The sequence below is a fragment of the Streptomyces sp. NPDC028308 genome (genome assembly GCF_055565855.1).
Genome location: NZ_JBVHTO010000013.1, coordinates 293,405 through 310,337, shown reverse-complemented (window position 1 = coordinate 310,337; position 16,933 = coordinate 293,405). Strand labels below are relative to the sequence as shown.

Genomic DNA, 16,933 nt, shown 5'->3' with positions numbered 1-16,933 from the left:
GCCGCCCGGCTCAGAGCAGGTGGTCGGCCTTCCCGGCCTTGATGTCCCGGATCAGCGTACGGAGAGCTTCGCGGGAGTCGGTGAGGTAGGCGTCCTCGGCCCCGGCTATGGCGATGTAGGCGTTGTCGTCCTCGTCGGTGCCGAGGCGGAAGCAGGAGTTTCCCTCACCGCAGAACGGCTCCTCCCACGTGATGTCGTCCATTGGACCTCTCCTCAGAGCTCGTTGGCGATACCGCGGATGAAGTCGCGTGACGCCGCTGGTGACAGGGCGATGCGCTCCATCCAGTCCAGGTGGGCACGGTACTTCGCCAACTGGCTCTCCGCGTGAAGGAAATCGGGCCCGTGGGAGTTGTCGATCTGCACGGTGTCCAGTTGCGGCACGGGTCCCTCCGCGTAGAGGACGGTCTGCCCGGCACCTGGGAACGCACCGGCTTCGAAGGGGATCACCAGCAGCGTGATGTTGGGCTGCTCGGACTTCTTCAACAGGTGTTCGAGTTGCGCGCGGGCGGCCGAACGCCCGCCGAACCGCATGCGCAGGGCGGCTTCGTGCACGATGCCGACGAACTCGGGCGGGTGCTCCCGGTCGAGTACGTTCTGCCGTTCCACGCGAAGGGCGAGCCTGAGAGCCACCTCGTGGTCCGGCAAGTGCGGGATGACTACGCGGAAGACGGCGAGCGCGTGATCGGAGGTCTGCAGCAGGCCGGGGACGTGCATGGAGTATGCGGCGCGCATGCGTACGGCGTGCTCCTCCAACTCGGCGATGTCGAGCAGCCCTTGAGGCAGGGAGCCACGGTACTTCTCCCACCAGCCCCGACGTGTGGTCCTGGCCATCTCGGCCAGCGCGGCGACGTATCGCTCGTCCCGGCAGTCGCAGTTGCAGGCGAGGGTGCGCAGGCGCTCGGGGCTGATGGCGCGGACGCCGGACTCGATGTTGGAGATCTTGCCCCGGTCCACACCGAGCAGCCCGGCGGCGTACTCCGCGGACACCCCCGCTGACGTGCGCATCCTGCGTACCTCGGCCCCCAGGCGCTTCTGGCGCTCAGTGGGCGACGTCCTCGCTGCCATGCCGGTCCCCTCCGCGTGCGGTCGGGTGCAGTCTGCCGCTTTTGTGTGCGCCAGGGCCTCCAGAGGGTGCATCTTTCACCATTGAGGGCCAAATTAGGCCCCTACCGTGCGTACCCTATGTATTGCCACCGCTACTCACGGCAGCCGGAAGTGCATCGCGTGAGCCTGCCCGCGTACTCCTCCCCTGGGAGGGGCGGGCCCACGCCAGGGGGACAGGCCACTGCTGCCGAGGTGACGACATCCGCGTACGACCACAGGAGCCCGTATGTCCCGCTGCCCGCTGGCGACCGCCTATCCCGCCGACCCGACCGCCCCGAGCCCGGAGACCTTGGCCTACAGCCTCACCCTGCCGGCGGCCCTGGCCAGCCCGAAGCTCGCGAGGGCGGCGACGCGGGCCTTCCTGGCCGCACACGATCTGCACCGGATGATGGACGCGGGCCTCCAGGCGGTCGGTGAACTGACGGCTGTGGCATGCCAGTTCACGGAGTCGGTGGAGTTCTACCTGGCGCTCCGCTATCGGGCCGAGGCGCTGCGCGTGATCGTCTACGACAGCCACCCGCCGCACGCGCACCCCCGGCTGGCGGAGGAGTGCGCCACGCGCCGCCGGGCGGCCCTGCGCGTCCTGGCCTGCGTCTGCCGGGCCTGCGACGGCGACTGGGGCTTCGGCAAGGCCCGCGAACCGGGCGGCGGAACCCGCATGTGGGCGACGCTGCCGAGGGCCGGCGCGACGGCGTACGGGGAGGCGCAGGGGCCGCTCGCCCGGATCAGGGGGCCACTGCCGGAGCGGCGGCGCCTAACTCAGGTGCCGGATGCCTTCGGCCAGTGACAAGGTGACCCCGGTGCAACTACCGGAACGTGGACGGGCGCTGCCTCGCGTGCCGTTCTTCGTATCGACGCGCATGTCAGCGGAAGTGTGAGGAGACAGGGGTGGCCGAGCTCACCGAGCGGTCGTGGTCCGAGGCCGTCGGCATGTACGCCCGCAGGTACACCGTCGCCAAGGTGACGAGCAGAGAGCACGAGGACTGGGCGCTCGACGTCAACACGTTGATGCACGGCGACACGGCTGACAACCGAGGCTGGAGTACGAAGGACTCTCTGCTGGGCGAGCCGGAGCGGCTGGACGATGCGTATTACCCCTTCGCCCTGAGACCGGACGACCCCGCTGCGACGGGCGCTTGGAGGGCGCGTTTGGACGAGATCCCGCGCTCCTCCGCCAAGCGGTTCCTCGTGGCGCTCTCGACGATCTGGCTCAATGTCGAGAAGGAGGACAACTTCGAGGCACGCAGGCCGGGCCTGGAGGAGAAGGCCGAGGTCATCCTGTCTCGCTTTCCGGTCGGTTCCCGCTTCTTCGCAAACACCGGGCACCACAGTAGAGACCTCGACTATTACAAGCGGATCTCCGGGTGCAACACGATCTCGGTCCACATCTGGGATCTCGGCCTGATCCTGGTCTCCGAGACCGAGGTCGGCATGGTGTGGTCGTTCCACGCCTGGTGACCGGACGCAGAGCCGTCGCGACGCCCACGACCGGACGACGAGCGAGGAGAGATCGATGGCAGCTCTCCACGAGGGGGCGTGGGCCGACGCCCTGAGCATGTACGCCCGCAGGTGCAGCATCGCCAAGGTGACGCGCAGAGAGCACGAGGACTGGGCGCTCGACGTAGGCACTCTGATGCGGGGGGACGTGCCGGACGCTCGCGGCTGGCGCGTCATCGATTTCTTCGCGGAGGAGTTCGAGAGGCTCGATGATCCCTTCTACCCGTTCATCGAGGTCCCGGTGGACGGTGCCGGGGCCGAGGGCTTCAGGAGCCGGGTCTCGGAGATCTCGCGGACCTCGGCCAGGCAGCTCATCGTGGTCCTGTCCACGTTGTGGCTCAATGTCGAGGACACTTCGGATTTCGAGGAAGGCAGGGCGGAGCTGGAAGGGAAGGCCGATGTCATCCTGTCGCGGTTCCCGGAAGGGTCGGTCTTCTACGCCAACACCGGGCGGGACAGCCGTAATCCGGACTACTACCAGCGCATCTCGGGCTGTTCGACCGTCTCCTCGTACGACTGGGATCTCGGTCTGGTCCTCGTGTCCGAGACGGATGTCGGCATGGTCTGGTCCTTCGACCCGAAATGATGTGTACGCGTACCCCGAACGCCCTCCCCCGGAAGTCCCGGAGGAGGGCGTCCGTGTGGGCCGGGGTCAGAGGCCGTGTACGTGGGGGCCGACCGCGTTGGACCAGGCGTTGCCTGCCGACGCGTCCCAGTTCGTGGACCAGGTCATCGCGCCGCGCAGGGCCGGGTAGGTCCTGGACGGCTTGAACGTGCCGCAGTTCGTGCCCTTGGCCAGGCAGTCGAGGGCGTTGTTCACGACGGTGGGGGAGACGTAGCCGCTGCCCGCGCCGCTGGTGGAGGCCGGGACGCCGAGGCCCACCTGGGACGGGGCGAGCCCGCCCTCCAGCTGGATGCAGGCGAGGGCGGTCAGGAAGTCCACCGTGCCCTGGCTGTAGACCTTGCCGTCGCAGCCCAGCATCGAACCGCTGTTGTAGTACTGCATGTTGACGACCGTGAGGATGTCCTTGATGTTCAGGGCCGTCTGGAAGTACGTGTTCGAGGTGGACTGCATGTCGATGGTCTGCGGGGCCATCGTGATGACGAGGGACGAGCCCGCCTTCGCCGACAGGGACCGCAGCGCCTGCGTCATGTACGTGGCGTTGAGACCGTTCTCCAGGTCGATGTCGACGCCGTCGAAGCCGTACGTCTGCATCAGGGAGTAGACGGAGTTGGCGAAGTTCGTCGCGGACGAGGCGTCGTTGACGGAGATCGTGCCCTTCTCGCCGCCGATGGAGATGATGACCTTCTTGCCCGCGGCCTGCTTGGCCCGGACGTCGGCCTTGAACTGGTCGACGGTGTAGCCGCCGAGCCCGGCCGAGTCGAGGTTGAAGGTCACCGCGCCCGGCGTGCCGGTGGCGTCCGCGAAGGCGACGGCGATGATGTCGTACTGCGACTGGACCTCGGAGAGCTTCTGGACCTTGGCGCCGTTGTTGAAGTTCTGCCAGTAGCCGGTCAGGGCGTGCGCGGGCACCGTCCCGCCGCCCCCGCCGCCCGAGGCCGCCGTCGTGCCGGTGACCGCCGCCGACTTCACGGACTCACCGGCCGCGTTGGTCGCGGTGACCTGGAAGGAGTACGAGGTCGAGGCGGCCAGACCGGTCACGGTCGCCGAGGTGCCGGACACCGCCGTCACCTTCGTACCGTCCCGGTAGACGTTGTAGCCGGTCGCGCCCGAGACCGTGTTCCAGGCGAGGGACGCCGACGAGGACGTGGTGGAGGCGACCTTCAGGCCGGCCGGGGCCGCCGGGACGGTGGGCGCGGGGTCGGTGCCGCCTCCGCCGTCGGGGCCGAACACCGACAGGTCGTCGGCGTAGTAGGCGGCCTGCCCGTACCAGCCGTGGGTGTAGACCGTCACCGAGGTCGTCGAGGAGCCCGTGGTGAAGCTGGTCGTCAGCTGCTTCCAGGAGGAGGAGTCCGGCGTCCACGTGGAGACGTCCGTCGTCCCCGTGCCGCTCGCGCCGAGGTAGGCGTAGCCGCCCTGCACCCAGGCGCTCAGCGTGTACGTCGAGTTGGGCTTGACCGCGACGGTCTGCGTGCACTTGGCGTTGTCCTGGCCGGCAGGCGTCGCCTTCAGCGCGGCCGAGCCGCCGTGCACCGGCGAGGACACCGTCGTACCGCTGCCCGCGGAACAGGTCCAGTTGCCGAGGCCGGACTCGTAGCCGCCGTTCCTGGCGTTGTTGACGTCCGCGGCCTGCGCCTCGGTGGCGAGTCCGGTGAGGGTGAGGGCCGACGCCCCCAGTGCGGCGGCGAGGAATCCCGCCCACGTCCGTCTGCGTCTGGGCATGCCTGGTACGCGGTCCACTGGTGCCTCCGGTGAGGGGGAGAGGGCGGGGAGGTTGCGGAACGGTGGCCACCGCTGGAGGTCCAAGGTGGTCCAGACCAATACGGTTGTCAAGACCTCTGTCGGCGTCCGGCTCGTCCCAACATCCGTGTGGCGGCGCGGAGTTGCGGCATATGCGTTTCACTCTGTGTGGATCAAGCCCGTACCTTCGGTGAGTTGATCTGCCGAAGTCGGTGTTGAGCGGGGCATGCCGTGGATATGGTGCAGATGCAGGAGGGCGTCACAGTGACGATGTGTGGCCATCTGTGACGGTCCATGGCGAAACAGGGGCGATCCGAGGGCGGCGACCGACCATCCCGCCCCGGTGAACGGGGTGGTGTCCAGCGTGCCGACCGCGATAGCCGTCACCAGTCCCGACCTGGTGCTGCCGCCGCACGACCGGCAGACACCGCCCGCCGTGATCCAGCCGCTGGAGACCCTGGAGAGCTCCCTCACCGGGATGCACGCGCTCATCGAGCAGCACGGGTACGTGATCTCCCTGTACCCGTCCGCCGCCCCCGGCGAGCTCGCCCGGCGGCTGCACACCGTCCGCTCGGTCCTGGAGAGCGACCGCATCGCGCTGCTCGGCATCGACCTGCCGCCGCTCGGAATCGCCCTGCTGGCGCAGCAGTTGCGCCAGCTGTCCGTCTGCGACTTCAGCCCCGGCGTCCTCGCCTCCTCCGCCCGGCTCCTCGCCCACTACATCTACGCGGGCGCCCTGCTCGGCTCCGTCGCCAAGCTCGACCGGGTCCCCGTGTCCCTGAAGTCGCACGCCAAGTCCTGGGTGCCCGGTGCCCAGTTCGCCGTCCTCGCCAACCCGCGCCCGCAGCTCGTCCGGGTCGGCCAGGAGGACCTGACGGGGCCCGAGTTCGGCACCCGGCTGCTCGTCGCGGCCGAACAGCCGCCCTCCGACTGGGTCACGGCGACACTCGCCCCCGCCTGGCAGGTGCAGGGCGTCGCGACCGTCCCGCTGCCCGAGCAGTCCGCCCGCTGGTGGGGGACCGCGAGACTCGCCGAGTTCGCCGCCGGGCTGTACGACGTGTCCGTGCTCTACCAGCTCGTCTCCTCCGTCCGGCGCGAGACCTGCCACTGGTGCGGCCTCGAACTCATCGGCGACCGCTGCGGGTTCTGCGCCGCCGCGCTGCCGCCGCCCGGGGAGCTTCCCGGCGCCCCCGCGCGGGCAGCCTCTTCCGTACGCGCCCTGCCCCCGGGCGTCACCTAGGCACCGCCGGCACCACCGCACAGCACGGAGAACCAGGCACGACCGCCCGACCCCGCTGTCCCCGCCCCCGATCGAGGTTGTCCGCGTCATGAACTCACGCCAGCGCCGCGGCGTCATCCTGCTGGTCCTCTCGGTCCTGTGCGCCCTGGGCGCCTTCGCCGGAGTCCTCTCGGTGATCCGCGACGTGAACTCCAAGGTGGGCCCCGAGGTGGCGGCGTACCGCCTCAAGAGCGACGTCGCCCCCTACAGGGAGCTGTCGGCCGACCAGTTCGAGAAGGTCTCGATGCCCGAGCGCTGGCTGTCGTCCACCGCCGTCACGGACCTCTCCCAGATCCGCGGCAAGATCGCGGTCACCCGGCTGGAGAAGGGCTCGCTCCTCCAGGCCGACATGATCGTGGACCGGCCCTCGCTGGAGGCCGGCCAGCAGGAGATCGCCATCATGATCGACGCGGCGACCGGCGTCGCCGGAAAGATCAACCCGGGCGCCCGGGTCAACATCTACGCCACCTTCAAGGCGGAGAACGACAAGGGAAAGAACCAGTCCAAGGTCATCGTCGCGAACGCGCGCGTCATCGACGTCGGCAAGCTCACCGCCCTCGAACCCGGCCAGTCGAGCGACGACCGGCGCCGCACCGCGAGCGAGGCCGTCCCCATCACCTTCGCGCTCGACACCGCCGACGCCCAACGGGTCGCGTACGCCGAGTCGTTCGCGACCCACGTCCGCCTCGCCCTGGTCGCGGGCGGCTCCGACACGGCCGTCGCCCCCGGCGACCGCACGTACACCCTCGACGAGGACAAGTAGGAGGCCGCGCATGTCGACCGCTGCCGCTGGGACCCGTCGCGGAAGGTGCCGCCGATGACCGTCCGCATCCTTCCCGCCGTCGGTGACATCGACTCGGCCCGCGCGCTCACCACGCTGCTGAGCCAGCTCGCCGACACCGAGCCCGCCCCGCCCGTACCCGACTCGACGGCCCTCCTCGACACCCTCGCGCGCCTCGCGGCGGAGTCCCTGGACGAGCTGCCCGAGGTCGTCCTCGTGCACGAGCGGATCGGCCCGGTGCCGGCCCTCGACCTGATCCGCGACGTCGTCATGCGCTTCCCGGCGGTCGGCGTCGTCCTCATCACCGCCGACACCGGCAACGGCGTGCTGACCGCCGCCATGGACTCCGGCGCCCGCGGCATCGTCGGCCTGCCGCTCGGCTACGACGCCCTCGCCGAGCGCGTCCAGGCCGCCGCCGCCTGGTCGGTCGGCATGCGCCGCCACCTCGGCAGCACACCCGAGCTGTACACCGGCCCCGGCGGCACCGTCGTCACGGTCACCGGCGCCAAGGGCGGCGTCGGCGCCACCGTCACCGCCGTGCACCTCGCCCTCGCCGCGCAGGCGTCCGGGCGTACGGTCGCCCTGCTCGACCTGGACCTCCAGTCCGGGGACGTCGCCTCCTATCTGGATGTCCAGTTCCGCCGCTCGGTCGCCGACCTCGCCGGGATCAGCGACATCAACCCGCGCGTCCTCCAGGACGCCGTCTACACCCACGACAGCGGCGTCGGCCTGCTGCTCGCCCCCGCCGAGGGCGAACGCGGCGAGGAGGTCACCGACCGGGTCGCCCGCCAGGTCGTCGCCGCCCTGCGCTCCCGCCACGACGTGGTGGTCGTGGACTGCGGCTCCCAGATGACCTCCGCGACGGCCGCCGCCGTGGAGATGGCCGACCAGGCGCTGCTCCTCGTCACCCCCGACGTGGTCGCCGTCCGCGCCGCCAAGCGCATGGTGCGGATGTGGGACCGCCTCCAGATCCGCAAGGCGGAGGAGACGACGACGGTCGTCAACCGGCACTCGCGCGGTACGGAGATCCAGCCGTCGCTGGTCGAGCGCGTCACCGGAACCCGGGTCGCCCGCTCCACGGTGCCCGCCGCCTTCAAGGAACTGCAGTCCGTGGTCGACGCCGGCCGGCTCCAGGACCTCGACGCCCGCTCCACGGTGAAGCAGGCCCTGTGGGCCCTCACCGGCGAACTGGGCCTCGCCGTCCCGGCGCCGGAGGGCGGGGGAGGCCGCCGCCGCAAACCGGCCCCGGAGCGCGGCGCGCTGGCCCTGCGGCGCAAGGGCGGCGACCGGGGTGCGGTGACCCTCGAATTCGCCGGGATGTTCCCGCTGCTGCTCGTCGTGATGACGATCCTGTGGCAGTGCGTGCTCTACGGCTACACCTGGTCCCTCGCCGGGAACGCGGCCGACGAGGCGGCCCGGGCGGCGACGGCGGCGTACGCGGTGGACGGCGACGCGGCCGGCGCCTGCCAGTCGGCCGGGGCGGAACACCTGCCGGGGGCCTGGCAGGGCGCGGACATCGGCTGCACCCTCGAAGGCGACGTGTGGAAGGCCCGCGTCACCGCCCAAGTGCCGCTGTTCTTCCCCTGGTTCGACGCCGGCTGGCAGGTCGACGGTGAGGCGGGTGCCGCGGTGGAGGGGGACGAGGGATGAGCCTGTTCGTACTCCCGCACCGGGTGCCGGGACGCCCCCGCCTACGGCGGCCGACGGCCCCGCCCCGGACGCCGCGGGCGCACTCGCCGTCCGCGCACCCGGCGGTGGACCGCCGGCGGCCGTCTTCCGCGCACGAGCAGGCGTCACGTCCTGGGGCACACCGGTGGCGGCCCTGGCCCGCGCACCGGGCGTCCGCACGTCCCGGGCCCGGCCGGCGGGGGCCGTCGGACCGGCCCGGACACCGGCAGGAGGCCGCCGCCCGGGCGCGCCGCCGTGCCGGCGTGTCCGGCTCCCGTCCCGAGCGGGCCCGCCGCTGGGGCGACCGGGGCGTCTCCATGCTGGAGTTCGCCGGATTCCTGCCCATCCTGCTGGTCATCGGCATGGCCGCCATCCAGCTCGGCCTGGTCGGCTACGGCATCAACCAGGCCGGGTCCGGGGCGCGGGCGGCGGCCCGGGTCGCCGCCCAGAAGGACGCCGGGGCGGGCCAGGCGGCGGGCCAGGCCGCGATGGACGGCCGGTTCGGCGCGAGCGTCTCGGTCGGCGGCGGGGGAGACACCGTGGTGGCCACCGTGCAGGTCGAGATCCCCTCGGTCATCCCCTTCATGGACGGCTTCACCGCGGAACGCCGGGCCACCATGCCGAACGACCAGGACGACTGACCGGGAGGAGCCGAAGACATGAGCCTGCGTTCCCGTATCGCCGCCGCCCCCGAGGAGGGGGGCCCCGCCCGCGAGGACGGACACCTCGTCGCCGTCTACCGTGCCAAGCTCCTGGAGGAGATCGACCTCGCGGAGATGTCGAGCCTGGCCGCCACCGAACGGCGGGCCCGGCTGGAGCGCGTCCTCGGCCACATCATCAGCCGCGAGGGACCCGTCCTGTCCTCCGCCGAGCGCTCCCAGCTGATCCGGCGGGTCGTGGACGAAGCGCTCGGCCTCGGCGTCCTCGAACCCCTCCTCGCCGACGCGTCCATCACCGAGATCATGGTCAACGGCCCCGACTCGATCTTCGTGGAGCGGGCCGGCCGCGTCGAACAGCTCCCGCTGCGCTTCGCCTCCACCGAACAGCTCATGCAGACCATCGAGCGCATCGTCTCCACGGTGAACCGCCGGGTCGACGAGTCCAACCCGATGGTCGACGCCCGCCTGCCCACCGGCGAGCGCGTCAACGTCATCATCCCGCCGCTCGCCCTGACCGGCCCGACCCTCACCATCCGCCGCTTCCCGCGCGCCTACACGCTCCCCGAGCTCATCGACCTCGGCTCCCTGGACGAGCAGATGCTGATGCTGCTGGCGGCCTTCGTCCGCGCCCGCTTCAACGTCATCGTCAGCGGCGGCACCGGCACCGGCAAGACGACCCTGCTCAACGCGCTCTCCGGACTCATCCCGGCCCACGAGCGCATCATCACCATCGAGGACTCCGCCGAACTCCAGCTCCAGCAGGAGCACGTGATCCGCCTGGAGTCCCGGCCCCCGAACGTCGAGGGCAAGGGCCAGATCACCATCCGCGACCTGGTCCGCAACTCGCTGCGCATGCGCCCCGACCGCATCATCGTCGGCGAGGTCCGCGGCGGGGAGACCCTCGACATGCTCCAGGCGATGTCGACGGGCCACGACGGCTCCCTGGCCACCGTCCACGCCAACTCCGCCGAGGACGCCCTGATGCGGCTCCAGACCCTCGGCTCGATGTCCGAGGTGCAGATCCCCTTCGAGGCGCTCAAGGACCAGATCAACTCGGCCGTCGAGGTCGTCGTGCAGCTCTCCCGGCACGCCGACGGCTCCCGCAAGATCGCCGAGATCGCCCTGCTCGTCTCGCACGGCCGCGAGCAGTTCCGCATCGCGACCGTCTCCCGCTTCGTCCCCCGCCCCACCGGCCCCGACCGTGTCGTCCACGGCCGCTTCGAGCACCTGCCGCTGCCCCGCCAGATCGCCGAGAAGCTGTACGTCGCGGGCGAACCGCTGCCGCCCGCCTTCGGCGTCGCCGAGGCCATCGACGTCCTGAATACGAGGCAGGCCATCGGATGAGCGCCCCCACCCCGCACGGGAGGCAGGAATGAACAACCCGGCCCTGCTGGCCCTCGGCGCCACCGTCCTGTGCGGCACCCTCGCCGTCGCGGGCGTGCACGCCTACGCCACCGGCCGCGCCCAGCGCCAGGCCCTCGTGGACCGCCTCTCCGGCGGCGGACCCGTCCGTACGGCGGCCGGCCGCGTCCGCCGCTTCGCCGCCGTCGACCGCAGGCTGCGCCGCACCCGGCTCGGCCGCACCATCCACCTGCGGCTGTCGGCGACCGGACTCGACCTGACCGCCGGCGAGTTCTTCACCTACGTCACCGCCGTCGTCGTCGCTCTGTGGCTGATCGCCGCCGCGACCCTGGCCCCGTTCTTCGGCCCGATCGCCGGACTCGTCGGCGTCTGGAGCGCGGCCATCTTCCTCAACTGGCAGCGCCAGAAACGCATCGAGGCGTTCATCAACCAACTCCCCGACGTGGCACGGCTGCTGGCCAACGCCACCGCCGCCGGGCTCGCCCTGCGCACCGCGCTCGCGATGGCCGCCGAGGAACTGGAGGCACCGGCGGGCGAGGAGCTGGCCCGGGTCGCCGACCATCTGACCCTGGGCAGGTCCATCGACGACGCGCTCGGCGAGCTCGCCGAACGCCTCCCCTCCCGCGAACTCGTCGTCCTCGTCACCACCCTCGTCCTCGCCAACAAGGCGGGCGGCTCGGTCGTCAGCTCGCTGCGCAACCTCACCCAGACGCTGGAGGACCGCAAGGAGACCCGCCGCGAGGTCCGCACCATGCTCTCCGAGGTCAACGCCACCGCCTTCACGGTCCCGCTGCTCGGCCTCGGCTCACTGCTCCTGATCAACTCCTCGAACGAGGGCGCCCTGGCCCGCGTCACCGGCTCCCCGCTCGGCCAGGCCCTCGTCCTGGTCTCGCTCGGCCTCTACACCGTCGGCTTCTTCGTCATCCGCCGCCTCGGCAAGATCGAAGTGTGAGGGGGAGATTCCATTGCAAGCCCTGCTGCTCGCCGTCGCGATGGGCGCGGCCGTCGCGGGCGTCCTCCTCGGCGTCCGCATGATCCGCGCCGACGCCAAGCTCCCCAGCGACCTCGTCCTCGCCCTGGAGGTCGGCGCGACCCGGGTCTCCAAGGCGGACTCGGCCGTCGACCGCCTCGGCATGCGCTTCGCGCCCGTCGTCCTGCGCCTGATGGGCCCCCGCCGCGTCGACGCCAAACGCCGGCGCATCGACATGGCGGGCAACCCCGGCGGCCTCACCCTCAACCGCTACGCGGCCCGCCGCGCGGTCTACGGCGCCTTCGGCCTCGTACTCGGCCTGGTCTTCCTCTCCAACGGGCGGACCCTCTTCGCCGTGGCGACCCTGGCCTTCGGGCTGCTGGCCGCCGACGCGCTGATCTGGCAGGCCATCCGGGAGCGCAAGGACGTCATCGACCGCACCCTGCCCGACTTCCTCGACGTACTGGCCGTCGTGGTCTCGGCCGGCCTCGGCTTCCGGCAGGCCCTGGACCGGGTCGCCGAGAAGTACGAGGGCCCCTGGGCCGACGAACTGCGCATCACGTTGCGCCAGATGGACATGGGCGTCAGCCGCCGCCAGGCCTTCGACGAGCTGCGCCGCCGCAACTCCTCCGAGTCCGTCGCCCAGTTCGTCTCCGCGCTCCAGCAGGGCGAGGAACTCGGCTCCCCGATCGCCGAGACCCTCATCCAGCTCGCCACCGACATGCGCAGGACCGACGCGCAGAACGCCCGCCGCCGCGCCGCGAAGACCATCCCCAAGGCGACGATGGTGACCCTCGTCTTCATGCTCCCCGCGACGATGATCCTCATCGCGACCGGGATGTTCCTCGGGTCCGGCACGAACTTCGGCTCGATCCTGGGCCGCTGATGAGAAGCCTCCGGCTCGGACGCGGCCCCGGGCGGGCACACCCCGGCGGGTGGTACGACCGGGTGCGGCGCCGTCCCGCCGACCCCGACGCGGACACCAGCCCCGGCGAGCCCACGGCCAGGACACAGGGGGCGGGCTGGACGCGGGGCACCGGCGCCGGGTACCTGGCCGACGACGCCCCCGCCCCCGGCAGCGTCCGCCTCCAGCTGAGCGCCCTGCAGGCCCTGTGCCGCCAGGCGTTCGCCGTACGCCTCGCCGCCGTGGCCATCGGGGCGCCCTTCGCCATGGCCAACGCCACGGACGGCCCCGCCCGGTACACCGTCCTCGCCGCCGCCGTACTGGGCGTCATGGGCTCGTACGCCATGCTCCGCGACTGGGACCGGTTCGGCCCCCGGCTCCTGGCCCACCCGAGCCTGCTGGCCGTCGACCTCGTCTTCGGCGCGGTCCTGCTCCTCACCGCGTCCCCGGCCTCGCCGCTCGCCTACGCGACCGTCTGCACCCCGCTCCTCGCGGGCCTGCTGTACGGCTGGCGCGGCTCCGGCATCTTCACCGGGCTCCAACTGGTCGTCCTGCTCACGGTGTTCCGGGCCTGGGAGCACCGGCCCGGCACCGGCGCCAGCACCCTGCTCGTCGCCGGATTCTGCGTCGGCGCCGGCATCATCGGCGTCACCCTGCGCAACCTCATGTTCCGCTTCGGCACGGCGAGCCAGGCGCTGTCCGAGGCGACCTCACGCCTCGCGGTGGCGGAGGCCGTGGAGTCCGAACGGGCGCGCCTGGCACGGGAGATGCACGACTCGGTCGCCAAGACCCTGCACGGCCTCGCCCTCGCGGCGGAGGCGCTGGCCGCGTCCGCCGACTCCTGCGACCCCGCCACCCTGGAGCGCCAGGCGACCCTGGTGGCGGGCGCCGCACGCCGGGCCGCGACGGAGTCCCGCGAACTCCTGTCGGACCTGCGCCGCCACACGGACCTGAGCACGGCACGCCGCGACCTCGCCGCCGAACTCGACCGGCGCGTCGCCGACTTCGAGGCCCGTACGGCCATCACGGCGGAGCTGCGCCGCACCGGCGCCGTGCCCGTACTGCCGCGCGCGACGGCACAGCACCTCCTGGCGATCGTCTCGGAGGCGCTGGAGAACGCCCACCGGCACGCACGCGCCGGCCGTGTCGTCCTCTGCCTCGACGCCGACACCTCCGCCGGGGTCCTGCGGCTGTCCGTCCGGGACGACGGAGTCGGTCTGCCCCCCACCGCCGTCCTCGACGAACTGACGGAATCCGGCCACTTCGGCCTGCTCGGCATGGTGGAGCGGGCCGCCTCGCTCGGCGGGCGCCTGCACCTGTCCGTCCCCGCCCACGGCGGCACCGAGATCGCCCTCACCTGCCCGCTCCCCGCGCCGGCCCGCCCCATCCCCCGAGAGGAGGCAGCCCATGCCTGACCAGGCACTCTCCGGACGGCCCCTGCGTGTGCTCGTGGCCGACGACAACCCGGTCGTACGCGCCGGACTGACCGCCCTGCTGGGCGCGCATCCGGACATCGACGTCGTCGCGCAGGCCGCGGACGGCCGGGAAGCCGTGACCGCCGCGAGCCTGCACGGCCCGGACGTGGTCCTGCTCGACGTCCGCATGCCGGGCACCGACGGCCTCACCGCACTGCCCCGGCTGGCCCGCCTGGCCCCGGTGATGATGCTGACGTACAGCAGGGAACCCGAGGTCGTGGCCGAGGCGCTGCGCCGGGGCGCGGTCGGCTACCTCGTCCACGGGGAGTTCACCGCGGCCGAACTGATCACCGCCGTACGCGACATGAGGCACGGACGGGCCACCGTCACGGAATCGCTCGGTGTTTCCTACGAACCGGACGAAAGCTCTTCGCAGATGCAACCGGTTGTGGCACATTCGTCGGAGGTGCGGACCGCGGCTCCGGCCGGACCGTTCCGCCGCGGCCCCGACCGGCCCCGACACGGCCTGAGTTCACGGGAGGTGGAGGTCATGGATCTCATCGCGTCCGGCATGAACAACCAGCAGATCGCCGCCGCCTGCTTCATCAGCGAGAAGACCGTGAAGAACCACATCAACCGGATCTTCGCGAAGCTGCACAGTTCTTCGCGCAGCGAAGCGATCGCCCACTGGCTGGGCACCGCCCCCGGGGGGTGGAGCCGGTGACCGCGTCGACGCGAAGTTGGGCCCCTGGGCCCACCCGGAGTAGGCGTGTTCTCACGTACGGTGCTCGGGTCGGAAGTGGCGTCGGGTGGGAGGGCAGTGACGATGAGCAGGTTCGACGACTGGAAGCGGACCGTGATCTCCCGAACGCGGGACGAACACCGGGACGCGGGCGCGGGGTTCGTGGAGTACGCGGGGTTGATGATCATCATCGCGGGGATCTTCACCATGATCGACGGGTTGGGTCTGGACGGTGCGATCTCCGGAGCCATCATGACCGCGGTCAACAACGTCATCGGCGGCTGACCGCACCCCGCCTCCTGACGAACGACCGCGGGCAGACCCTTCCCGTCTACATCTGGCTTACGGGAATTCTGCTCTTTGCCGCATTCGCCTTCTTCGCGTTCGCCCAGGCAGCGTCCGCCCGCAATGGAGCACAATCCGCGGCGGACGCTGCGGCGTTGGCGGCGGCGCAGGATGCCAGGGACGAGATGATCGACGAGCTGCTGTTGGCCATCGGTGAGGGCGGCGACTGGCTGAACTGGCTCGGTGACAACCCTCCGCCCGGTGCGGGAGCCACCGCCGCGGCCCAACAACTGGCCGCCGAGAACGACTCGGCCCTTCTGGGCGTCCAGCCCACCGTGGTGAACGGGTACCCGGGGTACGAGGCCGAGATCGAGACCAACTACACGGTCGGCGACTCGATCATCCCCGGAACGGAGAGCATGCAGGCCAAGGCCGATGCGACAGCCGTCATCGAGCCCCGTTGCGACTTCGACCCCGAAGCGGATCCCGAGAAGCCCGTGGAACTGGACTGCGATGGCGAGAACGTGAACATCGACCCCGAAGATTTCGATCCGGACGACCTTCCCGACGCGTCCGTGATGTTCTCTGTGCATCTGGCCGAGTGAGAGGAAGCCTTACCGATGGATCTCCGGCACACCATGAAGGGCCGCAGGGCGCTGAGCGCGGTGGCGATCACGACTGGGCTGCTCCTCACGGTGGCCGGTTGCGGCGGGGGTGATGACGACGGGAAGTCCGACAAGGAGACGGCGTCCTCGCCCACCTCCGCGCGCAGCAGCAGCGGGGGTGACAAGCCGGAGTCGGAATCGCCGGAGTCCTCCCCGGCACTCGCTGAGGTCAAGGGTGAGAACGGTCTGGTGCTCGCCGTCACCGCGGCAAAGCGTGACGACGGAGGCTTCGTCACCGTCGAGGGAACGGTCACGAACAACACGGGGACTCTCTGGGTCGCGGCCAACTGGCGCGGGGACGAGCGCGAGTTGGTCAAGAACGGCGGTTCCATCGCCGGGGCCAGCCTGGTCGACCAGAAGGGCAAGAAGAAGTACCTCATCCTCCGGGACACCTCGGGCCGCTGCCTGTGCACGAAGTTCACGGGCGGCGTTCGTGAAGGCGCGACCGCCGACTGGTACGCCCAATTCCCCGCCCCGCCCGACGGGACCACCAAGGTCAGCTTCCAGGTCGGTGCCATGCCTCCCGCCACCGTCGAACTCTCCGAGGGCGAGTGACCCATGCCGCTCCCCAACCGCACCACCGCGACGACGTTCACGGCCCTGGTCGTGCTGGTCACCCTCGGGCTTCCCGGGCCGGCTCACGCGGACGACGAGGATCCGAGTGCGCCGCCGGGCAGTGTGACGACGTCCCCGCCTCCCGAGGTGGACGCCAACAGCCCGGGCCTGAAGCTGGGGGACGGCGCCACCCTCGCCCCCGCCAAGGTCCTGGACATCAAGTCGGTCGTGGAGGACCTCGGAGGTGAGGAGCGCCGGGAGGACACGAACGAGAACGTGACGTTCGCGCTCCAGGCGGAGGTGCTGTTCCCCAAGGACAGCTCGAAGCTGAACCCCGAGGCCCGCTCCCGTATCCAGGCGATCGCGGACGAGATCAAGGCGCAGAACGCCACGAACGTGCGGGTGTTCGGCTTCACCGACAACCTCGGCTCGTACGCGCACGGCCTGACCCTCTCCAAGAAGCGCGCCGAGGTGGTCCACGACGAACTGGCGGGCGACCTCGGAGGCGACGTCACGTTCGAGGTGCGCGGGTACAGCGAGGACTATCCGATCGCCGACAACACCTCCGAGCAGGGGCGGCGCAAGAACCGCCGGGTGGAGGTGTCGTTCCCGAGGAGCGGGTCCACGGAGTCGGGCAAGCAGAGCTGACCCCTGTACGCGGCCCGGCGGCCCGGGCGCCGGACGC

General features: G+C 71.2%; 19 protein-coding genes. 16 read left to right on the top strand and 3 right to left on the bottom strand.

Annotation, left to right across the window (positions count from 1 at the left end; genetic code table 11):
* Positions 1–10: 10 nt before the first annotated feature.
* Both ACZ4VA_RS30250 and ACZ4VA_RS30245 read right to left on the bottom strand, forming a co-directional pair.
* Complete coding sequence (locus ACZ4VA_RS30250) at positions 11–202, bottom strand: hypothetical protein (RefSeq protein WP_355783548.1); 192 nt, start codon at positions 200–202, stop codon at positions 11–13.
* Positions 203–213: 11 nt separating this feature from the next.
* Positions 214–1,065 (bottom strand): helix-turn-helix domain-containing protein, encoded by an 852-nt coding sequence (locus tag ACZ4VA_RS30245; RefSeq protein WP_355783545.1) that lies wholly within the window; start codon positions 1,063–1,065, stop codon positions 214–216.
* Positions 1,066–1,330: 265 nt separating this feature from the next.
* On the opposite strand from ACZ4VA_RS30245, the gene ACZ4VA_RS30240 reads away from it, so the two are divergent.
* The 3 genes from ACZ4VA_RS30240 (at position 1,331) to ACZ4VA_RS30230 (ending at position 3,187) form a co-directional block, all read left to right on the top strand.
* Entirely contained in the window at positions 1,331–1,891 is a 561-nt protein-coding gene (locus ACZ4VA_RS30240) for an ATP-binding protein (RefSeq protein WP_468083188.1), read from the top strand.
* A 101-nt stretch (positions 1,892–1,992) separates the two neighbouring features.
* The gene (locus ACZ4VA_RS30235) at positions 1,993–2,562 is read left to right on the top strand and encodes a hypothetical protein (RefSeq protein WP_468083186.1); all 570 of its coding nucleotides are present in this window, start codon (positions 1,993–1,995) and stop codon (positions 2,560–2,562) included.
* Positions 2,563–2,617: 55 nt separating this feature from the next.
* Entirely contained in the window at positions 2,618–3,187 is a 570-nt protein-coding gene (locus ACZ4VA_RS30230) for a hypothetical protein (protein WP_356171087.1), read from the top strand.
* 66 nt (positions 3,188–3,253) lie between these two features.
* Here ACZ4VA_RS30230 and ACZ4VA_RS30225 read toward each other — a convergent pair whose 3' ends face one another.
* On the bottom strand, positions 3,254–4,945 hold the full coding sequence (locus ACZ4VA_RS30225; RefSeq protein ID WP_356171090.1) for a chitinase: 1,692 nt from the start codon (positions 4,943–4,945) through the stop codon (positions 3,254–3,256).
* A 382-nt stretch (positions 4,946–5,327) separates the two neighbouring features.
* Here ACZ4VA_RS30225 and ACZ4VA_RS30220 point away from each other — a divergent pair, with 382 nt between their 5' ends.
* The 13 genes from ACZ4VA_RS30220 (at position 5,328) to ACZ4VA_RS30160 (ending at position 16,896) form a co-directional block, all read left to right on the top strand.
* Positions 5,328–6,203, top strand: coding sequence for a hypothetical protein (locus tag ACZ4VA_RS30220; protein WP_355788282.1), 876 nt, complete (start codon positions 5,328–5,330; stop codon positions 6,201–6,203).
* Between the two features lie 88 nt (positions 6,204–6,291).
* Positions 6,292–7,005, top strand: a complete 714-nt coding sequence (cpaB, locus tag ACZ4VA_RS30215) for a Flp pilus assembly protein CpaB (RefSeq protein WP_355788285.1) — start codon at positions 6,292–6,294, stop codon at positions 7,003–7,005.
* A 54-nt stretch (positions 7,006–7,059) separates the two neighbouring features.
* Positions 7,060–8,673, top strand: a complete 1,614-nt coding sequence (locus ACZ4VA_RS30210; RefSeq protein ID WP_468083182.1) for an AAA family ATPase — start codon at positions 7,060–7,062, stop codon at positions 8,671–8,673.
* Between the two features lie 335 nt (positions 8,674–9,008).
* A complete protein-coding gene (locus tag ACZ4VA_RS30205) occupies positions 9,009–9,332 on the top strand; it encodes a TadE/TadG family type IV pilus assembly protein (protein WP_356171156.1) in 324 nt (107 codons plus the stop codon).
* Between the two features lie 18 nt (positions 9,333–9,350).
* Entirely contained in the window at positions 9,351–10,694 is a 1,344-nt protein-coding gene (locus ACZ4VA_RS30200; protein WP_356171095.1) for a CpaF family protein, read from the top strand.
* Between the two features lie 28 nt (positions 10,695–10,722).
* Positions 10,723–11,664, top strand: coding sequence for a type II secretion system F family protein (locus tag ACZ4VA_RS30195; protein WP_355785709.1), 942 nt, complete (start codon positions 10,723–10,725; stop codon positions 11,662–11,664).
* Positions 11,665–11,677: 13 nt separating this feature from the next.
* Complete coding sequence (locus ACZ4VA_RS30190; protein WP_355785711.1) at positions 11,678–12,568, top strand: DUF5936 domain-containing protein; 891 nt, start codon at positions 11,678–11,680, stop codon at positions 12,566–12,568.
* Positions 12,568–14,001, top strand: coding sequence for a sensor histidine kinase (locus tag ACZ4VA_RS30185; protein WP_468083179.1), 1,434 nt, complete (start codon positions 12,568–12,570; stop codon positions 13,999–14,001). The genes ACZ4VA_RS30190 and ACZ4VA_RS30185 overlap by 1 nt, the downstream gene beginning before the upstream one ends.
* Entirely contained in the window at positions 13,994–14,725 is a 732-nt protein-coding gene (locus tag ACZ4VA_RS30180; RefSeq protein ID WP_468083177.1) for a response regulator, read from the top strand. The genes ACZ4VA_RS30185 and ACZ4VA_RS30180 overlap by 8 nt, the downstream gene beginning before the upstream one ends.
* 102 nt (positions 14,726–14,827) lie before the next feature.
* Entirely contained in the window at positions 14,828–15,028 is a 201-nt protein-coding gene (locus ACZ4VA_RS30175; RefSeq protein WP_468083251.1) for a hypothetical protein, read from the top strand.
* Positions 15,025–15,633 carry a pilus assembly protein TadG-related protein gene (locus ACZ4VA_RS30170; RefSeq protein ID WP_468083249.1) on the top strand — a complete coding sequence of 203 codons (609 nt, stop codon included), beginning with the start codon at positions 15,025–15,027 and terminating at the stop codon, positions 15,631–15,633. Before ACZ4VA_RS30175 ends, ACZ4VA_RS30170 begins: the two co-directional genes overlap by 4 nt.
* Positions 15,634–15,648: 15 nt before the next feature.
* Complete coding sequence (locus tag ACZ4VA_RS30165; RefSeq protein WP_468083175.1) at positions 15,649–16,248, top strand: hypothetical protein; 600 nt, start codon at positions 15,649–15,651, stop codon at positions 16,246–16,248.
* A gap of 3 nt (positions 16,249–16,251) precedes the next feature.
* Complete coding sequence (locus tag ACZ4VA_RS30160; RefSeq protein WP_355784540.1) at positions 16,252–16,896, top strand: OmpA family protein; 645 nt, start codon at positions 16,252–16,254, stop codon at positions 16,894–16,896.
* Positions 16,897–16,933: the final 37 nt, after the last annotated feature.

What these genes read in the sequence shown, in the direction of transcription:
- ACZ4VA_RS30250 (WP_355783548.1), bottom strand. Translation starts at nt 202, where the DNA reads ATGGACGACATCACGTGGGAGGAGCCGTTCTGCGGTGAGGGAAACTCC.
- ACZ4VA_RS30245 (WP_355783545.1), bottom strand. Translation starts at nt 1,065, where the DNA reads ATGGCAGCGAGGACGTCGCCCACTGAGCGCCAGAAGCGCCTGGGGGCC.
- ACZ4VA_RS30240 (WP_468083188.1), top strand. Translation starts at nt 1,331, where the DNA reads ATGTCCCGCTGCCCGCTGGCGACCGCCTATCCCGCCGACCCGACCGCC.
- ACZ4VA_RS30230 (WP_356171087.1), top strand. Translation starts at nt 2,618, where the DNA reads ATGGCAGCTCTCCACGAGGGGGCGTGGGCCGACGCCCTGAGCATGTAC.
- ACZ4VA_RS30225 (WP_356171090.1), bottom strand. Translation starts at nt 4,945, where the DNA reads ATGCCCAGACGCAGACGGACGTGGGCGGGATTCCTCGCCGCCGCACTG.
- cpaB (WP_355788285.1), top strand. Translation starts at nt 6,292, where the DNA reads ATGAACTCACGCCAGCGCCGCGGCGTCATCCTGCTGGTCCTCTCGGTC.
- ACZ4VA_RS30210 (WP_468083182.1), top strand. Translation starts at nt 7,060, where the DNA reads ATGACCGTCCGCATCCTTCCCGCCGTCGGTGACATCGACTCGGCCCGC.
- ACZ4VA_RS30205 (WP_356171156.1), top strand. Translation starts at nt 9,009, where the DNA reads ATGCTGGAGTTCGCCGGATTCCTGCCCATCCTGCTGGTCATCGGCATG.
- ACZ4VA_RS30200 (WP_356171095.1), top strand. Translation starts at nt 9,351, where the DNA reads ATGAGCCTGCGTTCCCGTATCGCCGCCGCCCCCGAGGAGGGGGGCCCC.
- ACZ4VA_RS30195 (WP_355785709.1), top strand. Translation starts at nt 10,723, where the DNA reads ATGAACAACCCGGCCCTGCTGGCCCTCGGCGCCACCGTCCTGTGCGGC.
- ACZ4VA_RS30185 (WP_468083179.1), top strand. Translation starts at nt 12,568, where the DNA reads ATGAGAAGCCTCCGGCTCGGACGCGGCCCCGGGCGGGCACACCCCGGC.
- ACZ4VA_RS30180 (WP_468083177.1), top strand. Translation starts at nt 13,994, where the DNA reads ATGCCTGACCAGGCACTCTCCGGACGGCCCCTGCGTGTGCTCGTGGCC.
- ACZ4VA_RS30175 (WP_468083251.1), top strand. Translation starts at nt 14,828, where the DNA reads ATGAGCAGGTTCGACGACTGGAAGCGGACCGTGATCTCCCGAACGCGG.
- ACZ4VA_RS30165 (WP_468083175.1), top strand. Translation starts at nt 15,649, where the DNA reads ATGGATCTCCGGCACACCATGAAGGGCCGCAGGGCGCTGAGCGCGGTG.
- ACZ4VA_RS30160 (WP_355784540.1), top strand. Translation starts at nt 16,252, where the DNA reads ATGCCGCTCCCCAACCGCACCACCGCGACGACGTTCACGGCCCTGGTC.